The sequence below is a fragment of the Chryseobacterium hilariae genome (genome assembly GCF_051400735.1).
Taxonomy (GTDB): domain Bacteria; phylum Bacteroidota; class Bacteroidia; order Flavobacteriales; family Weeksellaceae; genus Chryseobacterium.
Genome location: NZ_JBLFFJ010000001.1, coordinates 1,155,199 through 1,173,098, shown reverse-complemented (window position 1 = coordinate 1,173,098; position 17,900 = coordinate 1,155,199). Strand labels below are relative to the sequence as shown.

The window sequence follows — 17,900 nt, the reverse complement described above, 5'->3', positions numbered from 1 at the left end:
TTAAATTTAACTATTAAAGATTTAAAATTTAAAGGCTCAAGATAGGAGATTCTGAAATTGTAATATATTATCCGGTTTCTAATTCTTCAATCTTTAAATTTTTTAATTAAAAAACATATAAAAGGCGGTCTCAGATATTGAAACCGCCTTTTGATTAGAAAAAATAGAAAGTATTAAAATTTTGAGTTATTTTACTATAAGTTTTTTCGTTTCAGTACTGCCTCCGAAAGTGATTTTTACTAAATAATTTCCTGCAGTAAGATGTGATAAGTTCAGATCCTGCCTGTAAAAGCCTGCCTGGTTGGTCAGTTCAGCAGTATGTACTTTTTTCCCAGTAAGATCATAAATTTCGATGCTTCCCTTATTATTGGCTTTTTCTTTTACATCAAAAAGTACAGTCACTTTTTTGTCCGCTGTTGTAGGATTTGGATAGATCCCAAAAGATGCTTTTTTGCTCACTTCCGTTATTCCCAAAGTAGCCGTGATCTTTTTGTATTTAAAATACATATCTCCGGTAGAGGCACCTCCGTTGGTTGTGAAGTACATTCTGTAGTAATCATTACCTTTTTTCACGTAATACACTACATTATTGTAAACATTTCCGATTCCTTTCCATGAATGACCGATTGTGGTAATGTTGGAAGAGAAATTAGCATCAGCAGGTGTAGAGAATGCAGCTGTTTCCTGAGTTTCAGGCTGTACCTTTGCTACTTTTACACTAGGCCCCTGGATGGCTCCTGTAAGAGGATACATCATCATATTATTATAGAAAGTGTAATACTTCGTAAACATAAAGTCCCACGCACTTTTAGACGGCTCCATATTGGGAACTTTTGCGCCTGTAGTAAATGAGAAATAGTTGAAATAAGCATCATCCGATCCGTTGGCAATGGTTCTTGTTTCAGTAGGGCCCCATGCTGTTCCGTTCCATTTGGAATATCTGAACGTATATCCCGCAAAAGCATCTTCAATGGCAAATTTCACATAAGTATTGGATGCAGTATATTTCAAAACAAAAATTGCTTTTCCTTCAATGTGATGAGTTAAAGAATTGTAAACTCCCCAGCCTGTTGATGGAATATTAGGATTGGGTGATGTAACAGGGCCCTGCTCGAAAGCTCCCTGACTGATATCATTTGTTTGGTCAGGATTGTATAGCGGCTCGCCCCAGTTTGCGATATTGGTGATATTAATGTTATCCCAGTCTGCCAGGTTTGTAGAAGCAGTATACACTTCAATATTCAGTGCATCATTAACTCTGGAACCAAATGCAAAATTGGAGTTTCTGTAAAAAGCTACATCCCAGGTATTCGCCGGCTGGGAAACCATATTGCCGTCGGCAAGGTTAAAAAAAACACGATGCTGGTAGGAAGGCCCCATCGTCATATTTGCCTGCGTGTATCCTAATGCATCAGTTTGTGCCAAGACAGTCTGCTGAACAGAAAGAGCCAATACTGAAGCCAATAATAGTTTTGTTTTCATAACTGATTTTTAAATTCTTATTTAGAATGATTCCACAAAGTAGATAATTATTTTTAATGATTCTAAATAAAAACATGATTTATATCGTGTTTCCTGCTATTATTTTGAAAGAGAATAAAAGAGCCGGTCGGAAATAACTTCCGGCCGGCTTCAGAAAGGCATAATACTAGTCTAATAAACCTTATTTCTTGATAAATTTAGATTTCACTACCGAACCCTCAGCAGTTTCTACCAGCAGATAATACACTCCAGTCTGAAGCCCGCTGATATCAAATGTATGTCCCTTCAGTTTTCCTTCCGCAGCCTTTTGTCCTGCCGCCGAATAAACCTCAATGTTTTTAGGTTCCGCTTTTGTGATGAATTCTAAAGCATTATTGTCTGAACTTACAGCAAATCTGAAGTTCTCTTTTGCCTTCGTTATATCATTAACTCCTAAAGAAGTAGGGGTGTTATATACTACATCATCCACCTGTACGGCCACGTGGGTAGCACTTGGAGTAAATTTAAAAACAATATAGGAACCTGTAGTCGCGGGAATATTAACACTTATGTTCTGAATTACTCCAATTGTAGTTACACTGATAGGATTTCCTACAGACACAAAAGTCGACATATCGCTGGCGCTTGTTGCTAACCCGATTTGTATTGTTCCCGGTCCGGGGGATGGAGAAACTAATGTAGTGGTAAATGTTAAAACTTTATTTCCTGCTAGATTCTCAATCTTAGGAGTAATAAGATAAGAAGGAGCTGTAGCATTATTACCAGCATAAGACTGGATAAACCTCTGCGTATTGTCATTGTCCAGAGCAGCTACAATCATTCTTGGAGGGGCAGGTGGAAATACACCCGTAATAGGAGCTACAACGGCAGACCATCCATTTTGAGGAAAAGTCGTAGTTCCAATAGTAAAGTTGTTGAAATTTTCATTAAGCGTTGCTACTTGTGCATGTGCTGTAGCAGCCGTAAACATTAATGTTCCTAAAAGTAGTTTTAATTTCATAACGTTATTTTTATTTAGAATTATTCCACAAAAATAAGTATTTATTTTTAACTATTCTAAATAAAGCATTATATTTGCCAAAATTTTTGCTTTATGAAGAAGAAAGTGCTTTCCGTTCTATCATTATCCATTGCCTTTTGGATGAATGCACAAGAAAAAGATTCTCTTAATAAAAATAAAATAGAGGAAGTTGTTATTACAGGACAGTACACGCAGCAGTCCATCAATAAATCAATATATAAAGTTGAAGTTATAGATGCCCAGCAAATCAAAAATATGGCAGCTACGAATGTTGCAGATGTTTTAAATCAAAGTCTTAATATCCAGATTACCCCGGACACCCGGTCGGGAAACTCTACAGCCAATATGATGGGGCTTGATGGCAATTATGTAAAAGTATTGATAGATAATATCCCCGTAGTAGGTGATACAGGATTGGGAAGCAATATTGACCTTACGAAACTTTCACTGAATAATGTAGAAAGGATAGAAATTGTAAAGGGAAGCATGGGAGTGGAATACGGTAATGGAGCAGTGGCCGGAGTCATTAATATCATCACCAAAAAAAGCAATACAAAAAAGGTAAGCGTAAGAGCATCCCTGCAGGAAGAAACAGTAAGGGACAATTATGACCTGAAGAAAAAGGGAAGCGGAAGACATATCCAGAACCTTAATGTAGACTATAATATTAATAATAACTGGTTTGCCAATATCAGCTTTAATCATAACCAGTTTATGGGATATGAAGGGGAGAGTAAAGGTTATAAATACTTTGAAAGAGACAATCAGAGAGGTTTTGAGTGGAACCCGAAAGATCAGTACGATGCCTCTGCATTAATACGGTATTCGAAGAATAAAACGTCTTTCTACTACAAACTGTCATATCTGTATGAAAAATTCAATTTCTACAACCCGGAAGTTAACAGAATTCCTCTGAACGATGGAATGGGTGGTGCACTTTACGAAAGTATTGACCGGGAGTATAATACCAAACGATGGGCCCATCAGTTTAATATTCAGACCAATATCGGAAATATCCGGTATATGGGAGATTTCTCTTATCAGAATCAGGACAGAAAATATCAAGATTACAATTACGATATTCCCAACAGATCTGTCAGAATCAGCAGGGAAGACAGGTCATATTACAAGACGGATGTGATCTATTCAAGAGGAATGTTCAGTAATTTCCTCAATAATAAGACATTCGATTTCCAGCTTGGCTACGAATTGGATTATACCAATGGATATGCAGCGCTGATTGCCGGAGATTTTTTCGGTGAAGCAGTGAAAAGGAAGATTTTCACCTATTCCAACTTCCTTTCAGCAGAATGGAATATCTCAGACAGATTTTCTGTGAGACCGGGCGCAAGATTATCCGTAAGTGAAAATTTTGATAACCAGTTTAATTATTCTCTTTCCGCGAGATATAAAACTTCTGAAAATTCCAATTTAAGAGCTGTGGCAGGTACTGCAAACCGTTTTCCTACCTACGATGAACTTTATACATATTTCGTGAATATCAATCACGATGTACAGGGAAATCCGGATCTGAATCCTGAAAAAGGTTTTTCAGCAGGTGCTTTCTGGGATCAGAATTTTTCAGCAAATGACTGGAAAATCGGGTACAGCGTTAATGCATTATATCTGGACGTACGGGACAGAATAGAAATGGTACTCGTGAAAGATCCCTCTACCTACAAGTATATGAATATGGACAAGTACAGAAACATGCTGTTCTCTGCCAATGTAGACTTTAAAAAAGATCAGCTGGCATTATCTTTACGAGGTTCTGTAAGCGGAACTTCAGTTGCTCTGAATGGGCTTTATCATGCATCACCTACAGATTACCAATATCTTGTTCAGGCAGGAGCATCGGCTAATTATAAATTGAAAAATACCAAAACCGCTTTTGCCCTTTACTATAAATATACAGGGCCCGGAAGAAACTATGTACTGGAAAGCGAAGCAACAGGCTTCAGGCTGGGAAAAACAGATGACTTTCATATGATGGATTTTATTGTAAGCCAGCCGTTCTGGAAAGATCATATGGAACTTTCTGTGGGAGTGAAAAATATATTTGATGTAACGACTATTAACACTACGGCTACTGCCGGAACTGCCCATAATGGAGCGACTGACCGTCTTAATCTTTATTACGGAAGAAGCTATTTCGCGAGATTAATCTATCAATTCTAAACAAAAGCTACCTTATGAACTATTTAAAAATATTCGCACTTTTTTCAGCTATCGCTTTACAGTCCTGTGCTTCAGCTGATGAAGATCCCGTTCCGGCACCGCCAATTACCGGATCTGTAGTAGACGTAAAAGTAGGAGGCGCTACCGAACCGAATCAGGTCTGGATAGATTTAAGTGATTATGAAAACCCCTCTGTCAATAAAAGAACAGACTGGGATCTTGGTTTCTATACCGGCGACGGATTTCATGTGGTAATCAACTCTTCCCTTGCCATGACAGTAGCAAAAATCTCTAATAAAACAGATATCAAAACGGTTACTGAAGCAGATGTTGCAACCCTTAAAGGAAGCATAATGGTTGGTACATTTGATCCCGCCAATATGCAATACATTGATCATCCGGACGGTAATTTCCTTACCCAGACTTCAGGAATTGAACCTATTAAGGAAAATGATGCCGAAAATCCTGTGTATCTGTTAAATCTTGGAAGAGATATTCCGTCATCTGATAATATCGGGCCAGGCTCTGTTAGCTTATCCGGTGCGGCCAGAGGCTGGAAGAAGATCCAGATTTTCAGAGCACTGAACGGATACAAAATACGTTACGCTGATGTAGGAAATACAACAACTTATAGTGAATATTTCGTACCAAAAGATACGGACTATAATTTTACTTTTTTCAGTTTTAATACTGGAACACCGGTGAAAATTCAGCCTAAGAAAAAAAGTTGGGATCTCGGTTTTACCACGTTTACCAATGAAGTCTTTACAGCACCTGGAGTAAGCGCCGGAAGTTATTTCTTTGCGGATTTTGTGGTAACAAATACCCTTAACGGAGTAGGAGTATACCCGGTAACGGCGGCAGGGAATCTTGATCAGGCTTATAATTCATTTAAGTTGGGAGATGTAGATCAGTCAAAATTTGTATTTAATGACCAGAGAGCTCTTGGTGATAAATGGAGAACCACTACGGGAACAACGGATAACCCGCAGCCACATGTTTATGCAGACCGTTTTTTTGTCCTGAAAGATGCTGAAGGCTTTTATTTTAAGCTGAGATTCAATACCATGAAAAGTGAAGACGGACATCGTGGCACTACCAATTTCGAATTTGATCCTTTATAATAATCAAATAATAGTATATCATGAAAAAATTAATCCTTGCAGCTTCCATTCTGATGGCAGTATATTCATGCAAAAAAGCAGAAAGTGCTAAAAAAGAGAATACAACAGAAACCTCTTCTGAAGCTCCGAAAACCAATAACAAAATCGTTACCCTGAGCGGTGGAATTACAGAAATTGTAAGTGCACTGGGCCACGAAAAAGAAATTGCGGGAACAGATGTTACCAGTACCTATCCATCAACATTAAAAGCTACGGCAAAAGACCTTGGACACGTAAGATCCATGACGATTGAGCCGATTATGGCTGTAAATCCTACTTTAATTTTAGCTTCAGAAAAAGATATCAACCCGGAGTTGATGACTAAGATCAAGTCTTCAGGAATCAAAGCTGACATTTTTAAGCAGGAATACACGGTAGAAGGAACTAAAAAGCTTATTGCTGACGTAGCAAAAGCAGTAGGAAATACAGATTATCAGAAATTAAATCATAAAATTGATGCTGATCTGAAGCAAATTCAGCCTATCGCTAAAAAACCAAAAGTATTGTTTATCTACGCAAGAGGAAACATGCTGATGGTTGCAGGTAAAAATACACCTATGGCCTCTCTGATCGGTCTTGCTGGTGGAGAAAATGCAGTGAATGATTTCGAAGACTTCAAGCCTTTAACACCGGAAGCCGTTGTAAAAGCTAATCCGGATATTTTATTCTTCTTTGAAACAGGACTTCAGGGTGCCGGCGGAAACGAAGGAGCTCTTAAAATGCCTGGTGTAGCACAGACCAACGCAGGTAAAAACAAAAAGGTCATCGCAATGGATGGAGGATTGGTTTCAGGTTTCGGACCTAGACTGGGAGAAGCAGCAGTAGGATTAAACAAACTTTTAATTGAGAACACCAAATAAATTATACTTTTATCTGACTATAGGTGCCGTACTGCTTGTCATTATAGCGGTACTGGCACTTAATACAGGAGTCTACGATTTTGGGGGAACATCAGCCTTCAAAGTTTTATGGCAATATATAAAAGGCGATCCGGGCTTATCTTTAAGCGATAAATATGTGATCTGGGATGTACGGGCAGCAAGAATCATCATGGCCATTTTAATAGGAAGCATGCTCGCTATTTCCGGAACCGGTCTGCAGGGGCTTTTTAAAAACCCTCTGGCGACAGGAGATCTGATAGGGCTTACATCAGGGGCAACACTGCTGGCAGCTATTGCCATAGTTTTAGGAGGACATTTCAAGCAGTATCTTCCTGAAGCCGTACAGTTTTCACTGGTGGGGATTGCAGCATTTATTGGTTCCCTTTTATCTATGATGCTGGTGTACAGAATTTCTACAAGCAGTGGTAAAACCAATGTAGTCATGATGCTCCTTACCGGAGTGGCCATTACAGCGATCGGGTTTTCGATCACCGGATTTTTGATTTATATTTCAAAAGACGAACAGCTCAGAGATCTTACCTTCTGGAACCTGGGAAGCCTTGCAGCGGCAACCTGGACGAAAAATATTATTTTAACATTTGTGCTGGTCATTTCCTACACTATTCTGCTTCCTAAAGGAAAGGCTTTAAATGCCATGATGCTTGGGGAAAAAGATGCGCAACATTTAGGGATCAATGTAGAAAAGCTTAAAAAGCAGATCATTATTATTGTGGCTTTAATGGTGGGAAGCTGCGTGGCATTTTCAGGAACCATAGGATTTGTAGGGCTTATAGTGCCTTATATCTTAAGACTTTTATTTAAATCTAATTATGCATTTATCCTGCCATTGTCAGCCGTATGCGGAAGTATATTACTGTTGACAGCCGATACATTCAGTAGAAGTATTGTAGAACCGTCGGAGCTTCCGATCGGGATTCTTACAGCATTGATGGGAGGTCCTATTTTTATTGCGATCTTAATTAAATTCAAAAAATCCCTGTAATGATAAAGGCACATCAGATCAGTTATAAACATAAAGATTTCCATATTCTGGATGGGATAGACGTCACTCTTGAATATGGTGAGTTCCTTGCTATTGTAGGACCGAATGGAGCCGGAAAATCAAGTTTGCTGAGTGTATTGGCTAATGAAATTAAATCCAGGCAGAAGATACTATTTAAAAATAAAGCGATTACCGAATGGGATGTAAAAGAACTCTCTAAACATAAGGCTAAATTCTCTCAGCACAACAGCAATGATATTCCGCTTGAAGTAAAAGACGTTATCATGATGGGAAGATATCCCTATTTTGATGCCCAGCCGGGAAAAGCAGACCTGGAAGCCATGAATACGATGATGTATGAAACCGATATTTTTCATCTGAAAGACAGAGAATACAATACATTGTCCGGAGGAGAAAAACAGCGTGTGCATCTTTCAAGAATAATGGCCCAGCTGGAAAATGAGGTCGATCACAAACTGGTATTTCTGGATGAACCGCTCAATAATTTAGATATAAAACATCAATACAAGGCTTTGGAGATTATTAAAAATTTCACCAAAAAAGCCAACAGCGCTATTGTTGTACTGCATGATCTGAATCTTGCTGCACAGTTTGCCGATAAAATTTTATTAATGAAATCAGGGAAGGTCTCCGCATACGGAACACCACTGGAAGTATTTACGGCCGAAAATATCAGCCATGCCTATAATTTCCCGTGCACCATCTGTGAGCATCCCATTACCAATAACCCAATGATCATTTTTGGATAACCATGGAAAAAGATGAACTAAAAATCCTCGCCCAGAATCTCGCCAATCCACAGGGTGAAAAAGGCATAGAGATCGGCGAGATGATGAACGCGACTAACATCAGCATGACATTAGAAAGCATCAAGACGCTTTTAATAGAAGATGATGAGCACATCCTTGAAATAGGACACGGCAATGCCGGACATCTGAAAAATATCTTAAGCAGAGCCCAAAATCTGAAATATACAGGAATAGATATTTCTGAAACCATGTACAATGAAGCCAGAAAGCTTAATAAAGATTTTGAAAGTCAGGCTGATTTTGTATTGTATGAAGGAAAAAAGCTCCCTTTTGAAGATAAAACTTTTGACAAGATATTCACAGTCAATACCGTTTATTTCTGGGAAAATCCGGTTGAATTTCTCAATGAGATCTACAGGGTTTTAAAAAAGGACGGAACTTTCGTTCTTACGTTCGGACAGAAAAAATTCATGGAAACGCTGCCGTTTACAGAATACAATTTCACCATGTACAGCAACAGCGAAATGGAGCAGCTTGTTTCCAAAAGCCACTTTAAGAGAATGAAAATTTCTGAAAAAGAAGAAGATATACAAAGTAAATCAGGAAACGAAACCATCCATAGAATTTATACAGTTTTAACCATAAAAAAATAAAATAATGAGCACATTAGTTAATGATTTAAAGGAAAAATGGGAAGCTCTGAAAGCAGAAAATCCACATATAAGAATAAGAAATGCTGCAACACAGCTGGGCGTAAGCGAAGCTGAACTATTGGCAACAAGCATAGGGGAAGGAGTAACTGTTCTTAAACCTGAATTTCCTGCTATCCTTACCGAAGCAGAACAATTGGGTAAAGTAATGGCGCTTACCCGCAATGACGAATGTGTGCACGAAAGAAAAGGAACCTACCAGAACGGTGATTTCAGCAGTCCGCATGCACAGCTTTTCGTAGGAGAGGATATTGATCTTAGAATATTCCTTAACCACTGGAAATCTGCGTTTGCAGTAGTGGAGGGAGACAAAAAAAGCCTTCAGTTCTTCGGAAAAGACGGTCTTGCCCTTCATAAGATTTACCTGACCAAAAACAGTGATGAAGCCGCTTTCGATGCTATTGTGGAAAAATTCAAAGCAGAAGACCAGGACCAGACTTTCACTATTGAAGCTGTGGCACCAAAAGCTCCGGAAAAGGCCGATTCTGAGATTGATGCTGAAGGATTCAAAAAAGCATGGACGGAATTAAAAGATACCCACGATTTCTTTATGATGACAAGGAAATTCGGGGTAAGCAGAACCCAGGCATTGAGACTGGCTCCGGAAGGATTTGCTAAAAAGATAGATAATTCTAAAGTGGTGAATGTTCTGGAAGACGCTTCAGAAAAGAATATTCCGATCATGGTATTTGTTGGAAACAGAGGAATTATCCAGATCCATACAGGAAACGTGAAGAAAACACTTTGGCATCAGCAGTGGTTCAATGTAATGGACCCGGATTTCAATTTACATTTGGATGTTACGAAAATTGCAGAAGCATGGATCGTTAAAAAACCTACTGAAGACGGCGAAGTAACGGCTATTGAAGTATTCAACAAAGAAGGAGATTTCATCGTTCAGTTCTTTGGAAAAAGAAAACCTGGAATTCCTGAACTTCAGGAGTGGAAAGATCTTGTTGCAGAATTAGAGAAATAAATAGTTAGATGATTTTTAATGGACCGTTTTGTTTTAAATTCAAGGCGGTCTTTTTATGAATGACAGGGCAGATATGTAGATTTGTTGAAGATTAAGAGATTTAATTTGCTTAAATCATAAAAATCTTTTGTGACTTTTATGGTGTAGAATCAGCGTAAAAATTTGTGATATTTGTAAAAAGCATTTGTGTAATTTGTGTTTAAATAAAATAAAAATGAAAAATATTTTCATCGCCGTTTTGCTGGCAATTTTTTGTTCGTTAAGCGGACAGGATTTCAAAGCTTACCAGTTTTATGACAAGAAAGGAAAGGAAGTAAAAACAGATAAGCTGATCAAAGAGCTGGCTGAATATGATGTTGTTTTCTTTGGAGAGAATCATAACAGCTCTATTAACCACTGGCTTCAGCTGAAAGTGACGGAAGGCTTGTTCCAAAAGAAAAACGGACAGATTATTTTAGGGGCAGAAATGTTCGAAAGAGATAATCAATCACAGCTGAATCAATATCTAAACGGGAAGTTCGATGCCAAAACATTAAAAGACTCTGCCAGATTGTGGAATAATTATGCAACAGATTACAAACCGCTGGTTGATTTCGCCAGAACTAAAAAACTGAATTTTATCGCGACTAATATTCCAAGAAGGTATGCTTCTCAAACGGCAAAGGAAGGACTTGAATCTTTAAATAAATTAAGTGCTCAGGAGAAAGCCTATATCGCACAGCTTCCGATTAAAGTAACACTGGATACGCCAGGCTATCAGGAAATGAAAGCGATGATGGGAGACCATGCCGAAGGAACAAAAGTAATGAACTTCATTTCGGCACAGGCTACAAAAGATGCCACCATGGCTGAATCTATCCTGAAAAGCATGCAGGCCGGGAAAACTTTTATCCATTACAACGGAAACTATCACAGTAAGGAATTTGGTGGAATCTATTGGTATATCAAGCAGAAAAACCCGAACCTTAAAATGGCGGTGATCTCTGTTTTTGAATCTGAAGATCCGGAGCTGAAAGTTCCTGCGAAAGAATATATTCCGACAGATTTCAACCTGATTATTCCGGCTGATATGACGAAAACATTTTAAATTCTTAGGTTCTTCCTGAGGACCAGATTTTTTATAACAAAATAGAGGCTTCGACTCCGCTCAGCCTGACAGCCGATACTATTGTGTATAGTAATAACATTGTCAGGCTGAGCGGAGTCGAAGCCTTTCAGATTATAACTCATGATAACCTATATAATGATTCTTTTAAAATTCAATAGAAACGGGCTTTAGCCCGTTTAATATATAAAAATAGCCAAACTGGGCTTCAGCCTAATTATATGTTTGAAACACATTAGTTATCTTTGTCTCACAAATAATAAAAATGAAAAAAATATCTTTTCTGCTTATCTTCTTTATCGGACTCATCCATGCACAGAAACTGACATCAAACGAAATTTCGCTTATTAATCAGGGAGATATCAGTACAGCATTACCTATTTACCAGACTACAGATTCTCATCAGCATACAACTTTATTAAATCTTTCAACAGAAATTGATCCGGTTGATTCCAATACCGCAACTTTGGTCAAGAGAATGAAAGAATCTCTTCTTTCAACAGATGGTGGAGTAGGCATTGCGGCGCCACAGGTCGGAGTCAATAGAAAAGTGATCTGGGTACAGCGTTTTGATAAAGAAGGAAATCCCTTGGAATACTTCATTAATCCTGTGATTGTCTGGAAGTCAGAATTGCAGAATCTTGGTCCCGAAGGAGATTTATCCATTCCTGAATTCAGAGATCAGTTTTACAGAAGCAAAGTGATCCAGTTAGAGTATGTGGATCTGAAAGGACAGAAATATTCCGAAATCGTAGAAGGTTTTACTGCGGTAATTTTCCAGCATGAAATAGACCATCTTTTTGGCATCCTGATTTCGGATAAAAAAGAAAAAGAGAAAAATGATTCTTATAAAAAGGTGGATGCATTTAAAAGGAGTGATTCAACAACGAGATAATTTGTCATTTGCAGTATCTTAGCCAATATAATAAGCCACAAATTCTCTCAATAACGAATATATGTCTCTCAATTCAAAATATTGAGGACTTACACTACTTACGTTTTTAAAATGTTGTTTTCTAAATAACATTTTAGTTCTTGTCAAATGAAAATATTGAGAAACGACAATTAAACTTTGAAAATTTAAACTGTCTTTTAATTTAAGGGTGTTATTCACGGTTGCAAGTGTGTTGTTGCCAAAATTATCGACAATTATAATGCTGTCAGATACTTTGTTTTTAATTAAATATTCTTTCATTTTGTCACCTTCGTAAAATCCCTCTTTTCCCAGTCCGCCACTGACTAATATTTTTTTCACTCGTCCATAACGATAAAGATTAAGTCCACATTCCACGCGTTTTTCAAGTCTTTCTGAAAGTGTTCCTTCTTCATTTACTGTATTGCCTAAAATGACAGCGATATCTGCGTGCATATTTTTGTCTGTCAAACCATCAACAATTATATAAATCAAATGCCCACATAGCCATAAAAGCATAATGGTAATAAGTATTTCGAATGTTCGTTTAAGGGTTTTCATAAAATGACAACTCATTTTTACAACACAGTTTTAATAGAATGTTACTTTTTATTTCTGGTATACTTACATCTGGGAAAATTATTACAGCCCAGAAAAGTTCCATATTGACCATTTCTCTCAATAAGATTTCCACCACAATTCGGGCATAAGGTATTTTTATTCATACCAGAATTAACCTGGAGTTTTTTATCTTTATTTCGGCTGTTTGTTTTTGCCGTTAGAATTATTGCAACAATTTCATTCTTAGTTTGTTCGTTAATGTAATACGAATCATATTTTTTTATTGTTCTGACTAAGCTGTTTATATAAACAACATCGGTATATGTTTTGGTTTTAAGTGTTGCTCTTTTTGTAAATGTAATTATTGAATAATATCTCAGATATTTATAATTTTTCAATACATGTTTTAAAGCATAAATATGCCCTTGGTTTTGTAAAATAGGGTTGTAAAACTTACGTCTGTATTTATAAATAGCCTGAGTCCAAAATTTATCTTTTTCATAGCCTAAAATCCAACCTTTGTAATTCTTGGTTTCAATAACAAATATCCCGTAATCTGAAACAATAATATGATCTATCTGCGAAGTAGAGCCTTTAATGTTTAATTCAATATTATTCAAAACAATGTATTTTTCATTGTTGAGTCTTTTTAAAGCTTTCGAGGCTTTATTCTCACCAATTAATCCCTTTATTTTTGGAGTGTAGTATTTAATTAATAAAATACACAGAGCTAATAGAAAAATAATTAAAAAATTACTATCCATACTATTTGTATATTATTTCTGTTAATGCTTCTACGCTTATTGGGTTGGTTGTCATTGGTAAATAAAAAAAATCTGCCTCCAAAGAAACAGATTTTTTTATAAAAAAGAAACTAATCTTAGTGATTCGTTACCGAAAGCTTCACCTCCATATTATTCCTTGTCGCATTAGAATATGGACAAATCTGGTGGGCTTTTTCAGTTAATTCCTGTGCTTCTTCAATAGAAACTCCCGGAATATTTACATCCAGTTCTGCTGCAAGTCCGAAACCTCCGTTTTCCAGCTGCCCAATACTGATTTTTGCAATGACTGTTGTTTCACCGGTTTTCACCTTTGAAAGACTGATCACCCTGTTAAGAGCGCTGTCAAAACAAGCTGAATATCCTGCAGCAAAAAGCATTTCAGGATTAGCAAAGTCGTCATTGCCGCCACCTAAAGCTTTAGGCATTCTTACATCAAGTTCCAAAACTCCGTTTTCGCTTTTTACATGGCCGTTTCTTCCGCCTTGTGCTGTTACTTTGGTTGTATATAATGTTTTCATTTATTTTTCTATTTTGTTTAATATTTTTAAGATCGTTTCTTTGAGATGAAGCAGATCTTCCGTCTCTACACCAATCTTGTTCTGTATTTTTCCTGGAATTTCACAGGCTTTCTGCTGCAGCTGCCTTCCCGAATCTGTTAAAAAGACTTCAACCACTCTTTCATCCTCTTTTTTTCTCTTTCTGGAAATAATTCCTTTACTCTCAAGCCTTTTCAGAAGAGGAGTCAATGTTCCGCTGTCCAGAAACAGCTTTTCACCGATATGGTTCACTGCAAGACCATCATTTTCCCATAGTACCATCATCACCAGATACTGCGGATACGTAATATCGATCTCATCAAGGAATGGCCGGTAAAGTCCTGTGATCTCCTTGGCAATAACATAAAGCGGAAAGCAGATCTGATTTTCTAATTGTAGTGATTTTGAATTTTCCATAAAGCTGAACTTGAGAGCGGTAATAAATATATTACTTTTTAATGATGAATTCCTCCATAGGAACTCTTACTTTTTTCATTGTGGACAGCCAGTCTTTTTCTTCATCCCTGTAGCCAAGGTATAAAAGGCTGACACTTTTTAATCCTAATTCTTTTAATCCCAGGATTTCATCCACAACTTCATTACTGAAACCTTCTGCAGGAGTGCTGTCGATCTTTAATTCTGCAGCCTGAGCCATAGCTAAGCCTAACGCAATATAAGTCTGACGGGCAGTGTGAGCAAAATGCTGTTCAGGAGTCTGAGCCCCGTACATTTCTTTGATCTTATCGGTATAGCTTCCGAAACGCCCTCTTGGCAAATCCCTTACATCCGTATGATAATCATATACCTGATCGATTTTTTCGTTGGAATAACTGTCCCACGCAGCAAATACTAAAACATGGGAACTGTCTCTCATTACTTCAGGATTCAAGGCTCCCTGTACCATCTTTTCTTTTAATTCCTGATTTTCTACGACGATAACGCGGAATGGCTGTAGCCCTGAAGAAGTAGGTGCCAGCCTTGCTGCTTCTAGAATAGTGCTAAGATCTTCCTGTGATACTTTTTTTGAAGGATCATATGCTTTTACCGCATGTCTCCATTGTAAGTCTTCTATTAATGACATTTCTATTATTTTAAATTTATACTTTTTGTGTTTTCATCACTTTTAAAGGTGATGATTGAATTCTGATACAAATGTATGATTAATTAAATTGCACACAATTTAATTTTGATAGATTTAATTGATGTGGATTTTAGAAAAAACAAATTGGTGAAGTAAATCAGCTTGGTTTCTTTGTTTTCAACAAGAATCGGATTTTTTATGAAGCTCTTTATTTGAAACTTTGCAGTAGAAATTATAATAAAAAAACAATGCAGAGATTTAAAAACAAAACAGCCCTGATCACAGGAGGAACCAATGGGATGGGGTTTGCAACAGCGCAAAAGTTCATTAACCAAGGTGGAAAAGCAATCATTACAGGCCGAAGTGAAGAAACAGTAGATCATGCTTTAAATAAACTGGGAGCTCAGGCTTTTGGAATTGTTTCAGATGCAGGAAACATGAAAGACCTAATGAATCTGCAAACCGAGGTGAAAAAATATACGGCAACCATTGACGTAATTTTTGCCAACGCAGGATATGGAAAATTCTTTCCTATTGAAAATGTAAACGAAGAGCATTTTGACGAGTTATTCAATGTGCTTGTAAAAGGGCCTTTCTTTACGGTACAGCAGATGTTACCGCTAATGGGAAAAGGAAGCTCAGTCATTTTCAATACCTCAGTAGCTACTGAAGTTGTAATGCCCAATTTTTCAATTTATTCTGCTGCAAAATCAGCGGTGCAGTCTTTTATTAAAACCTTCGCTGTGGAGCTTACAGAACGCGGAATCAGAGTTAATGGAGTCAGCCCCGGACATATCAAAACCAATATTTTTAATAATACAGGGCTAAACGCTGAACAGATTGAAAGTGCAGTTCACGATATTATTCCCACTATTCCTTTTAAAAGGCAGGGAGAGCCGGAAGAGATTGCAAATACTGTATTGTTCCTGGCGTCAGAGGAGGCTTCTTACATTCATGGAGCTGAAATTAAGGTAGATGCAGGAATTTCCGTTATAAGATAAAGTTAAAAATCCCCAACATATCAATGTCAGGGATTTCTAGGAATTATTTAATCTTCTTCTGCTTTAAATGCAGGAGGTAGGAAGAGGAAAAAGGAGATAACCAGATCAGGGAATTTCGTTGATCTGTTTTATAATATTTGTATTATTTTCAATACCTATATTATAAGCTTTTCCTCTTTTATGACTTTGGTTTGTTTTCTCCAGGAGGTTTTTGTAATCGGCTCCTTTTTTAGACAGATAAAAAATCTGCGGGCTTATTCCGATTGATATACGGGTGAACTCTTCCGGTTTTTCCGGGTCTTCAGCTACATTAGTGATGACAGAGTTATTATACCAGGTCAGGTTTTGTGAACTTGAGCTGCCGGAACAGGATGTGATCATAAATAGTATTAATAAGAGATAAGTCCAGATTTTCATAAAAAAATATTTAGCAAACAGCTTCTGCCACTAAGTTATGATAAAAATGGCAGAAGCGTTTATGTTAATTAGAATCCACAGCTCGCAACACTTGGAGCCGGTGATGGAGAACATCCGGAATATGGTGAGAATATAGTCAGTACACAGTTGGTATTCACTAAATTATTGTCATACAGATAAGAATTGGTAGGACTTCTGTAATATACATTTCCTGCTGTATTGGCGTAAGAAGATACAGATGCAGATCCACAGCTGGTGTTGATACATGCATTTCTCCATGTGGTATCCGTAACAGGTCCGCTAGGGAACAGGGAAGGATCTATGATTCTTTTTTCAGTAACACCTGATGCATTTTTATAGCTTACAAGGATCGCAACATGGTAACTCCATGCTACACAACAAGTACCCGTAGATGCTTTTAAGTTTCCGTATACAAACTGTTTTTCACAGTCGTAGCCGTTGTTGATCAAAATTTGTCTCATTTTATGAGCTCTGGCATAACATCCGTCTACAGGATATCTGAATGTAATGCATGGTGAAGATGCCGTAGAAGTACCGCAAGCCTGGTTTTTGATCAGGGCAAACATGCTGTTTAATGTTGCTACATTGGGAAGAACGCTTGTTAATTTGTTCGTTTCATTTTTAACCTCTTTGGTATAAACAGATTTGAAAAAGCGGATATCCTCTTCGCTTCCTTTTTCTACTTTCGCAATTTCATGCGTGTTAGGCTTAATAAAAACCTGGATTGGAGATTCGTTTTTTACGGCTTCTCTGATCAGGCTGATGTACTTTTCATTTTCCTTCGTTGGCGTTATCGTATAGAATTGAGCCGTCACAATGAATGATACTTTCAGGGTGCCGTTTTCATCTTCTATCCCTACCGGAACTGTTTTTCCCAAAGCCGTCAGGGTTTTGTTGGTGGTTTCGTTCTGACTCATCTGCTGTTCTGCGCTGGAGTCTGTACAGGAATTAAATGACAGGGCTGTCACAAATACCATCATTGATAACAAAAAATTTCTCATAATTCTCATAGTTTGGTGGTTAATAATATATTGCTCTAAGTTTTTGGTGTCATTTTTGAGTAAAATCCATTAAAATAGTTCACTTTATTGTGATATTAAAAGTAAATAAAAATAAAATACCGGCAAACTATTTTTCAATAAAATGTTAATTATTTTAACATAAGTTTGAATTATACTTGTGTTTTAGGGTGTTTGGGTAGATTTTTATTATCAATATGTAAGTATAGCTCCGATAGTCATAAAATTAAAAACCCCGCACAGTAGAATGAGCGGGATGATTTATTTTAAAAAGTAA

General features: G+C 37.3%; 19 protein-coding genes. 10 read left to right on the top strand and 9 right to left on the bottom strand.

Going from position 1 to position 17,900, the window contains the following annotated elements:
• Positions 1–186: 186 nt before the first annotated feature.
• Positions 187–1,482: a T9SS type A sorting domain-containing protein gene (locus tag ACMGDK_RS05450; protein WP_436806998.1), complete on the bottom strand. Its 1,296-nt coding sequence runs from the start codon at positions 1,480–1,482 to the stop codon at positions 187–189.
• 181 nt (positions 1,483–1,663) lie between these two features.
• Positions 1,664–2,482, bottom strand: coding sequence for a choice-of-anchor J domain-containing protein (locus tag ACMGDK_RS05445; RefSeq protein ID WP_436806997.1), 819 nt, complete (start codon positions 2,480–2,482; stop codon positions 1,664–1,666).
• A 93-nt stretch (positions 2,483–2,575) separates the two neighbouring features.
• On the opposite strand from ACMGDK_RS05445, the gene ACMGDK_RS05440 reads away from it, so the two are divergent.
• The 9 genes from ACMGDK_RS05440 to def all read left to right on the top strand — a co-directional run bounded on the left by ACMGDK_RS05440 (position 2,576) and on the right by def (position 12,184).
• Entirely contained in the window at positions 2,576–4,681 is a 2,106-nt protein-coding gene (locus ACMGDK_RS05440) for a TonB-dependent receptor plug domain-containing protein (RefSeq protein WP_436806996.1), read from the top strand.
• Positions 4,682–4,695: 14 nt separating this feature from the next.
• Entirely contained in the window at positions 4,696–5,805 is a 1,110-nt protein-coding gene (locus ACMGDK_RS05435) for an HmuY family protein (RefSeq protein ID WP_436806995.1), read from the top strand.
• 20 nt (positions 5,806–5,825) lie between these two features.
• Positions 5,826–6,704: a heme/hemin ABC transporter substrate-binding protein gene (locus ACMGDK_RS05430; protein WP_436806994.1), complete on the top strand. Its 879-nt coding sequence runs from the start codon at positions 5,826–5,828 to the stop codon at positions 6,702–6,704.
• The gene (locus ACMGDK_RS05425) at positions 6,688–7,728 is read left to right on the top strand and encodes a FecCD family ABC transporter permease (protein WP_436806993.1); all 1,041 of its coding nucleotides are present in this window, start codon (positions 6,688–6,690) and stop codon (positions 7,726–7,728) included. Before ACMGDK_RS05430 ends, ACMGDK_RS05425 begins: the two co-directional genes overlap by 17 nt.
• Positions 7,728–8,498, top strand: a complete 771-nt coding sequence (locus ACMGDK_RS05420) for a heme ABC transporter ATP-binding protein (RefSeq protein ID WP_436806992.1) — start codon at positions 7,728–7,730, stop codon at positions 8,496–8,498. The genes ACMGDK_RS05425 and ACMGDK_RS05420 overlap by 1 nt, the downstream gene beginning before the upstream one ends.
• Positions 8,499–8,500: 2 nt before the next feature.
• On the top strand, positions 8,501–9,151 hold the full coding sequence (locus ACMGDK_RS05415) for a class I SAM-dependent methyltransferase (protein ID WP_436806991.1): 651 nt from the start codon (positions 8,501–8,503) through the stop codon (positions 9,149–9,151).
• Positions 9,152–9,155: 4 nt separating this feature from the next.
• Positions 9,156–10,184: a hemin-degrading factor gene (locus tag ACMGDK_RS05410; RefSeq protein ID WP_436806990.1), complete on the top strand. Its 1,029-nt coding sequence runs from the start codon at positions 9,156–9,158 to the stop codon at positions 10,182–10,184.
• A 214-nt stretch (positions 10,185–10,398) separates the two neighbouring features.
• Complete coding sequence (locus ACMGDK_RS05405; RefSeq protein WP_436806989.1) at positions 10,399–11,271, top strand: ChaN family lipoprotein; 873 nt, start codon at positions 10,399–10,401, stop codon at positions 11,269–11,271.
• A gap of 283 nt (positions 11,272–11,554) precedes the next feature.
• Entirely contained in the window at positions 11,555–12,184 is a 630-nt protein-coding gene (gene def / locus ACMGDK_RS05400; protein WP_436806988.1) for a peptide deformylase, read from the top strand.
• Positions 12,185–12,202: 18 nt separating this feature from the next.
• On the opposite strand, the gene ACMGDK_RS05395 is transcribed toward def, so the two are convergent.
• The 5 genes from ACMGDK_RS05395 to ACMGDK_RS05375 form a co-directional block, all read right to left on the bottom strand.
• Positions 12,203–12,763: a YdcF family protein gene (locus tag ACMGDK_RS05395; RefSeq protein WP_436806987.1), complete on the bottom strand. Its 561-nt coding sequence runs from the start codon at positions 12,761–12,763 to the stop codon at positions 12,203–12,205.
• 41 nt (positions 12,764–12,804) lie between these two features.
• Positions 12,805–13,527, bottom strand: coding sequence for an NERD domain-containing protein (locus ACMGDK_RS05390; protein ID WP_436806986.1), 723 nt, complete (start codon positions 13,525–13,527; stop codon positions 12,805–12,807).
• Positions 13,528–13,643: 116 nt separating this feature from the next.
• Positions 13,644–14,066 carry an organic hydroperoxide resistance protein gene (locus ACMGDK_RS05385; RefSeq protein ID WP_436806985.1) on the bottom strand — a complete coding sequence of 141 codons (423 nt, stop codon included), beginning with the start codon at positions 14,064–14,066 and terminating at the stop codon, positions 13,644–13,646.
• Positions 14,067–14,501, bottom strand: a complete 435-nt coding sequence (locus ACMGDK_RS05380; RefSeq protein ID WP_436806984.1) for a MarR family winged helix-turn-helix transcriptional regulator — start codon at positions 14,499–14,501, stop codon at positions 14,067–14,069.
• Between the two features lie 31 nt (positions 14,502–14,532).
• Positions 14,533–15,165, bottom strand: a complete 633-nt coding sequence (locus ACMGDK_RS05375) for an NAD(P)H-dependent oxidoreductase (RefSeq protein WP_436806983.1) — start codon at positions 15,163–15,165, stop codon at positions 14,533–14,535.
• A gap of 248 nt (positions 15,166–15,413) precedes the next feature.
• On the opposite strand from ACMGDK_RS05375, the gene ACMGDK_RS05370 reads away from it, so the two are divergent.
• Positions 15,414–16,166: an SDR family oxidoreductase gene (locus tag ACMGDK_RS05370; protein ID WP_436806982.1), complete on the top strand. Its 753-nt coding sequence runs from the start codon at positions 15,414–15,416 to the stop codon at positions 16,164–16,166.
• A 105-nt stretch (positions 16,167–16,271) separates the two neighbouring features.
• Here the strand turns inward: ACMGDK_RS05370 and ACMGDK_RS05365 are convergent, their stop codons facing one another.
• Both ACMGDK_RS05365 and ACMGDK_RS05360 read right to left on the bottom strand, forming a co-directional pair.
• Positions 16,272–16,583, bottom strand: coding sequence for a hypothetical protein (locus tag ACMGDK_RS05365; RefSeq protein ID WP_436806981.1), 312 nt, complete (start codon positions 16,581–16,583; stop codon positions 16,272–16,274).
• 68 nt (positions 16,584–16,651) lie between these two features.
• Positions 16,652–17,605 carry a protein-glutamine glutaminase gene (locus ACMGDK_RS05360; protein WP_436806980.1) on the bottom strand — a complete coding sequence of 318 codons (954 nt, stop codon included), beginning with the start codon at positions 17,603–17,605 and terminating at the stop codon, positions 16,652–16,654.
• Between the last annotated feature and the right edge of the window lie 295 nt (positions 17,606–17,900).

Coding starts and splice junctions, on each gene's coding strand:
- ACMGDK_RS05450 (WP_436806998.1), bottom strand. CDS start 1,482: ATGAAAACAAAACTATTATTGGCTTCAGTATTGGCTCTTTCTGTTCAG.
- ACMGDK_RS05445 (WP_436806997.1), bottom strand. CDS start 2,482: ATGAAATTAAAACTACTTTTAGGAACATTAATGTTTACGGCTGCTACA.
- ACMGDK_RS05440 (WP_436806996.1), top strand. CDS start 2,576: ATGAAGAAGAAAGTGCTTTCCGTTCTATCATTATCCATTGCCTTTTGG.
- ACMGDK_RS05435 (WP_436806995.1), top strand. CDS start 4,696: ATGAACTATTTAAAAATATTCGCACTTTTTTCAGCTATCGCTTTACAG.
- ACMGDK_RS05430 (WP_436806994.1), top strand. CDS start 5,826: ATGAAAAAATTAATCCTTGCAGCTTCCATTCTGATGGCAGTATATTCA.
- ACMGDK_RS05420 (WP_436806992.1), top strand. CDS start 7,728: ATGATAAAGGCACATCAGATCAGTTATAAACATAAAGATTTCCATATT.
- ACMGDK_RS05415 (WP_436806991.1), top strand. CDS start 8,501: ATGGAAAAAGATGAACTAAAAATCCTCGCCCAGAATCTCGCCAATCCA.
- ACMGDK_RS05410 (WP_436806990.1), top strand. CDS start 9,156: ATGAGCACATTAGTTAATGATTTAAAGGAAAAATGGGAAGCTCTGAAA.
- ACMGDK_RS05405 (WP_436806989.1), top strand. CDS start 10,399: ATGAAAAATATTTTCATCGCCGTTTTGCTGGCAATTTTTTGTTCGTTA.
- def (WP_436806988.1), top strand. CDS start 11,555: ATGAAAAAAATATCTTTTCTGCTTATCTTCTTTATCGGACTCATCCAT.
- ACMGDK_RS05395 (WP_436806987.1), bottom strand. CDS start 12,763: ATGAAAACCCTTAAACGAACATTCGAAATACTTATTACCATTATGCTT.
- ACMGDK_RS05390 (WP_436806986.1), bottom strand. CDS start 13,527: ATGGATAGTAATTTTTTAATTATTTTTCTATTAGCTCTGTGTATTTTA.
- ACMGDK_RS05385 (WP_436806985.1), bottom strand. CDS start 14,066: ATGAAAACATTATATACAACCAAAGTAACAGCACAAGGCGGAAGAAAC.
- ACMGDK_RS05380 (WP_436806984.1), bottom strand. CDS start 14,501: ATGGAAAATTCAAAATCACTACAATTAGAAAATCAGATCTGCTTTCCG.
- ACMGDK_RS05375 (WP_436806983.1), bottom strand. CDS start 15,165: ATGTCATTAATAGAAGACTTACAATGGAGACATGCGGTAAAAGCATAT.
- ACMGDK_RS05370 (WP_436806982.1), top strand. CDS start 15,414: ATGCAGAGATTTAAAAACAAAACAGCCCTGATCACAGGAGGAACCAAT.
- ACMGDK_RS05365 (WP_436806981.1), bottom strand. CDS start 16,583: ATGAAAATCTGGACTTATCTCTTATTAATACTATTTATGATCACATCC.
- ACMGDK_RS05360 (WP_436806980.1), bottom strand. CDS start 17,605: ATGAGAAATTTTTTGTTATCAATGATGGTATTTGTGACAGCCCTGTCA.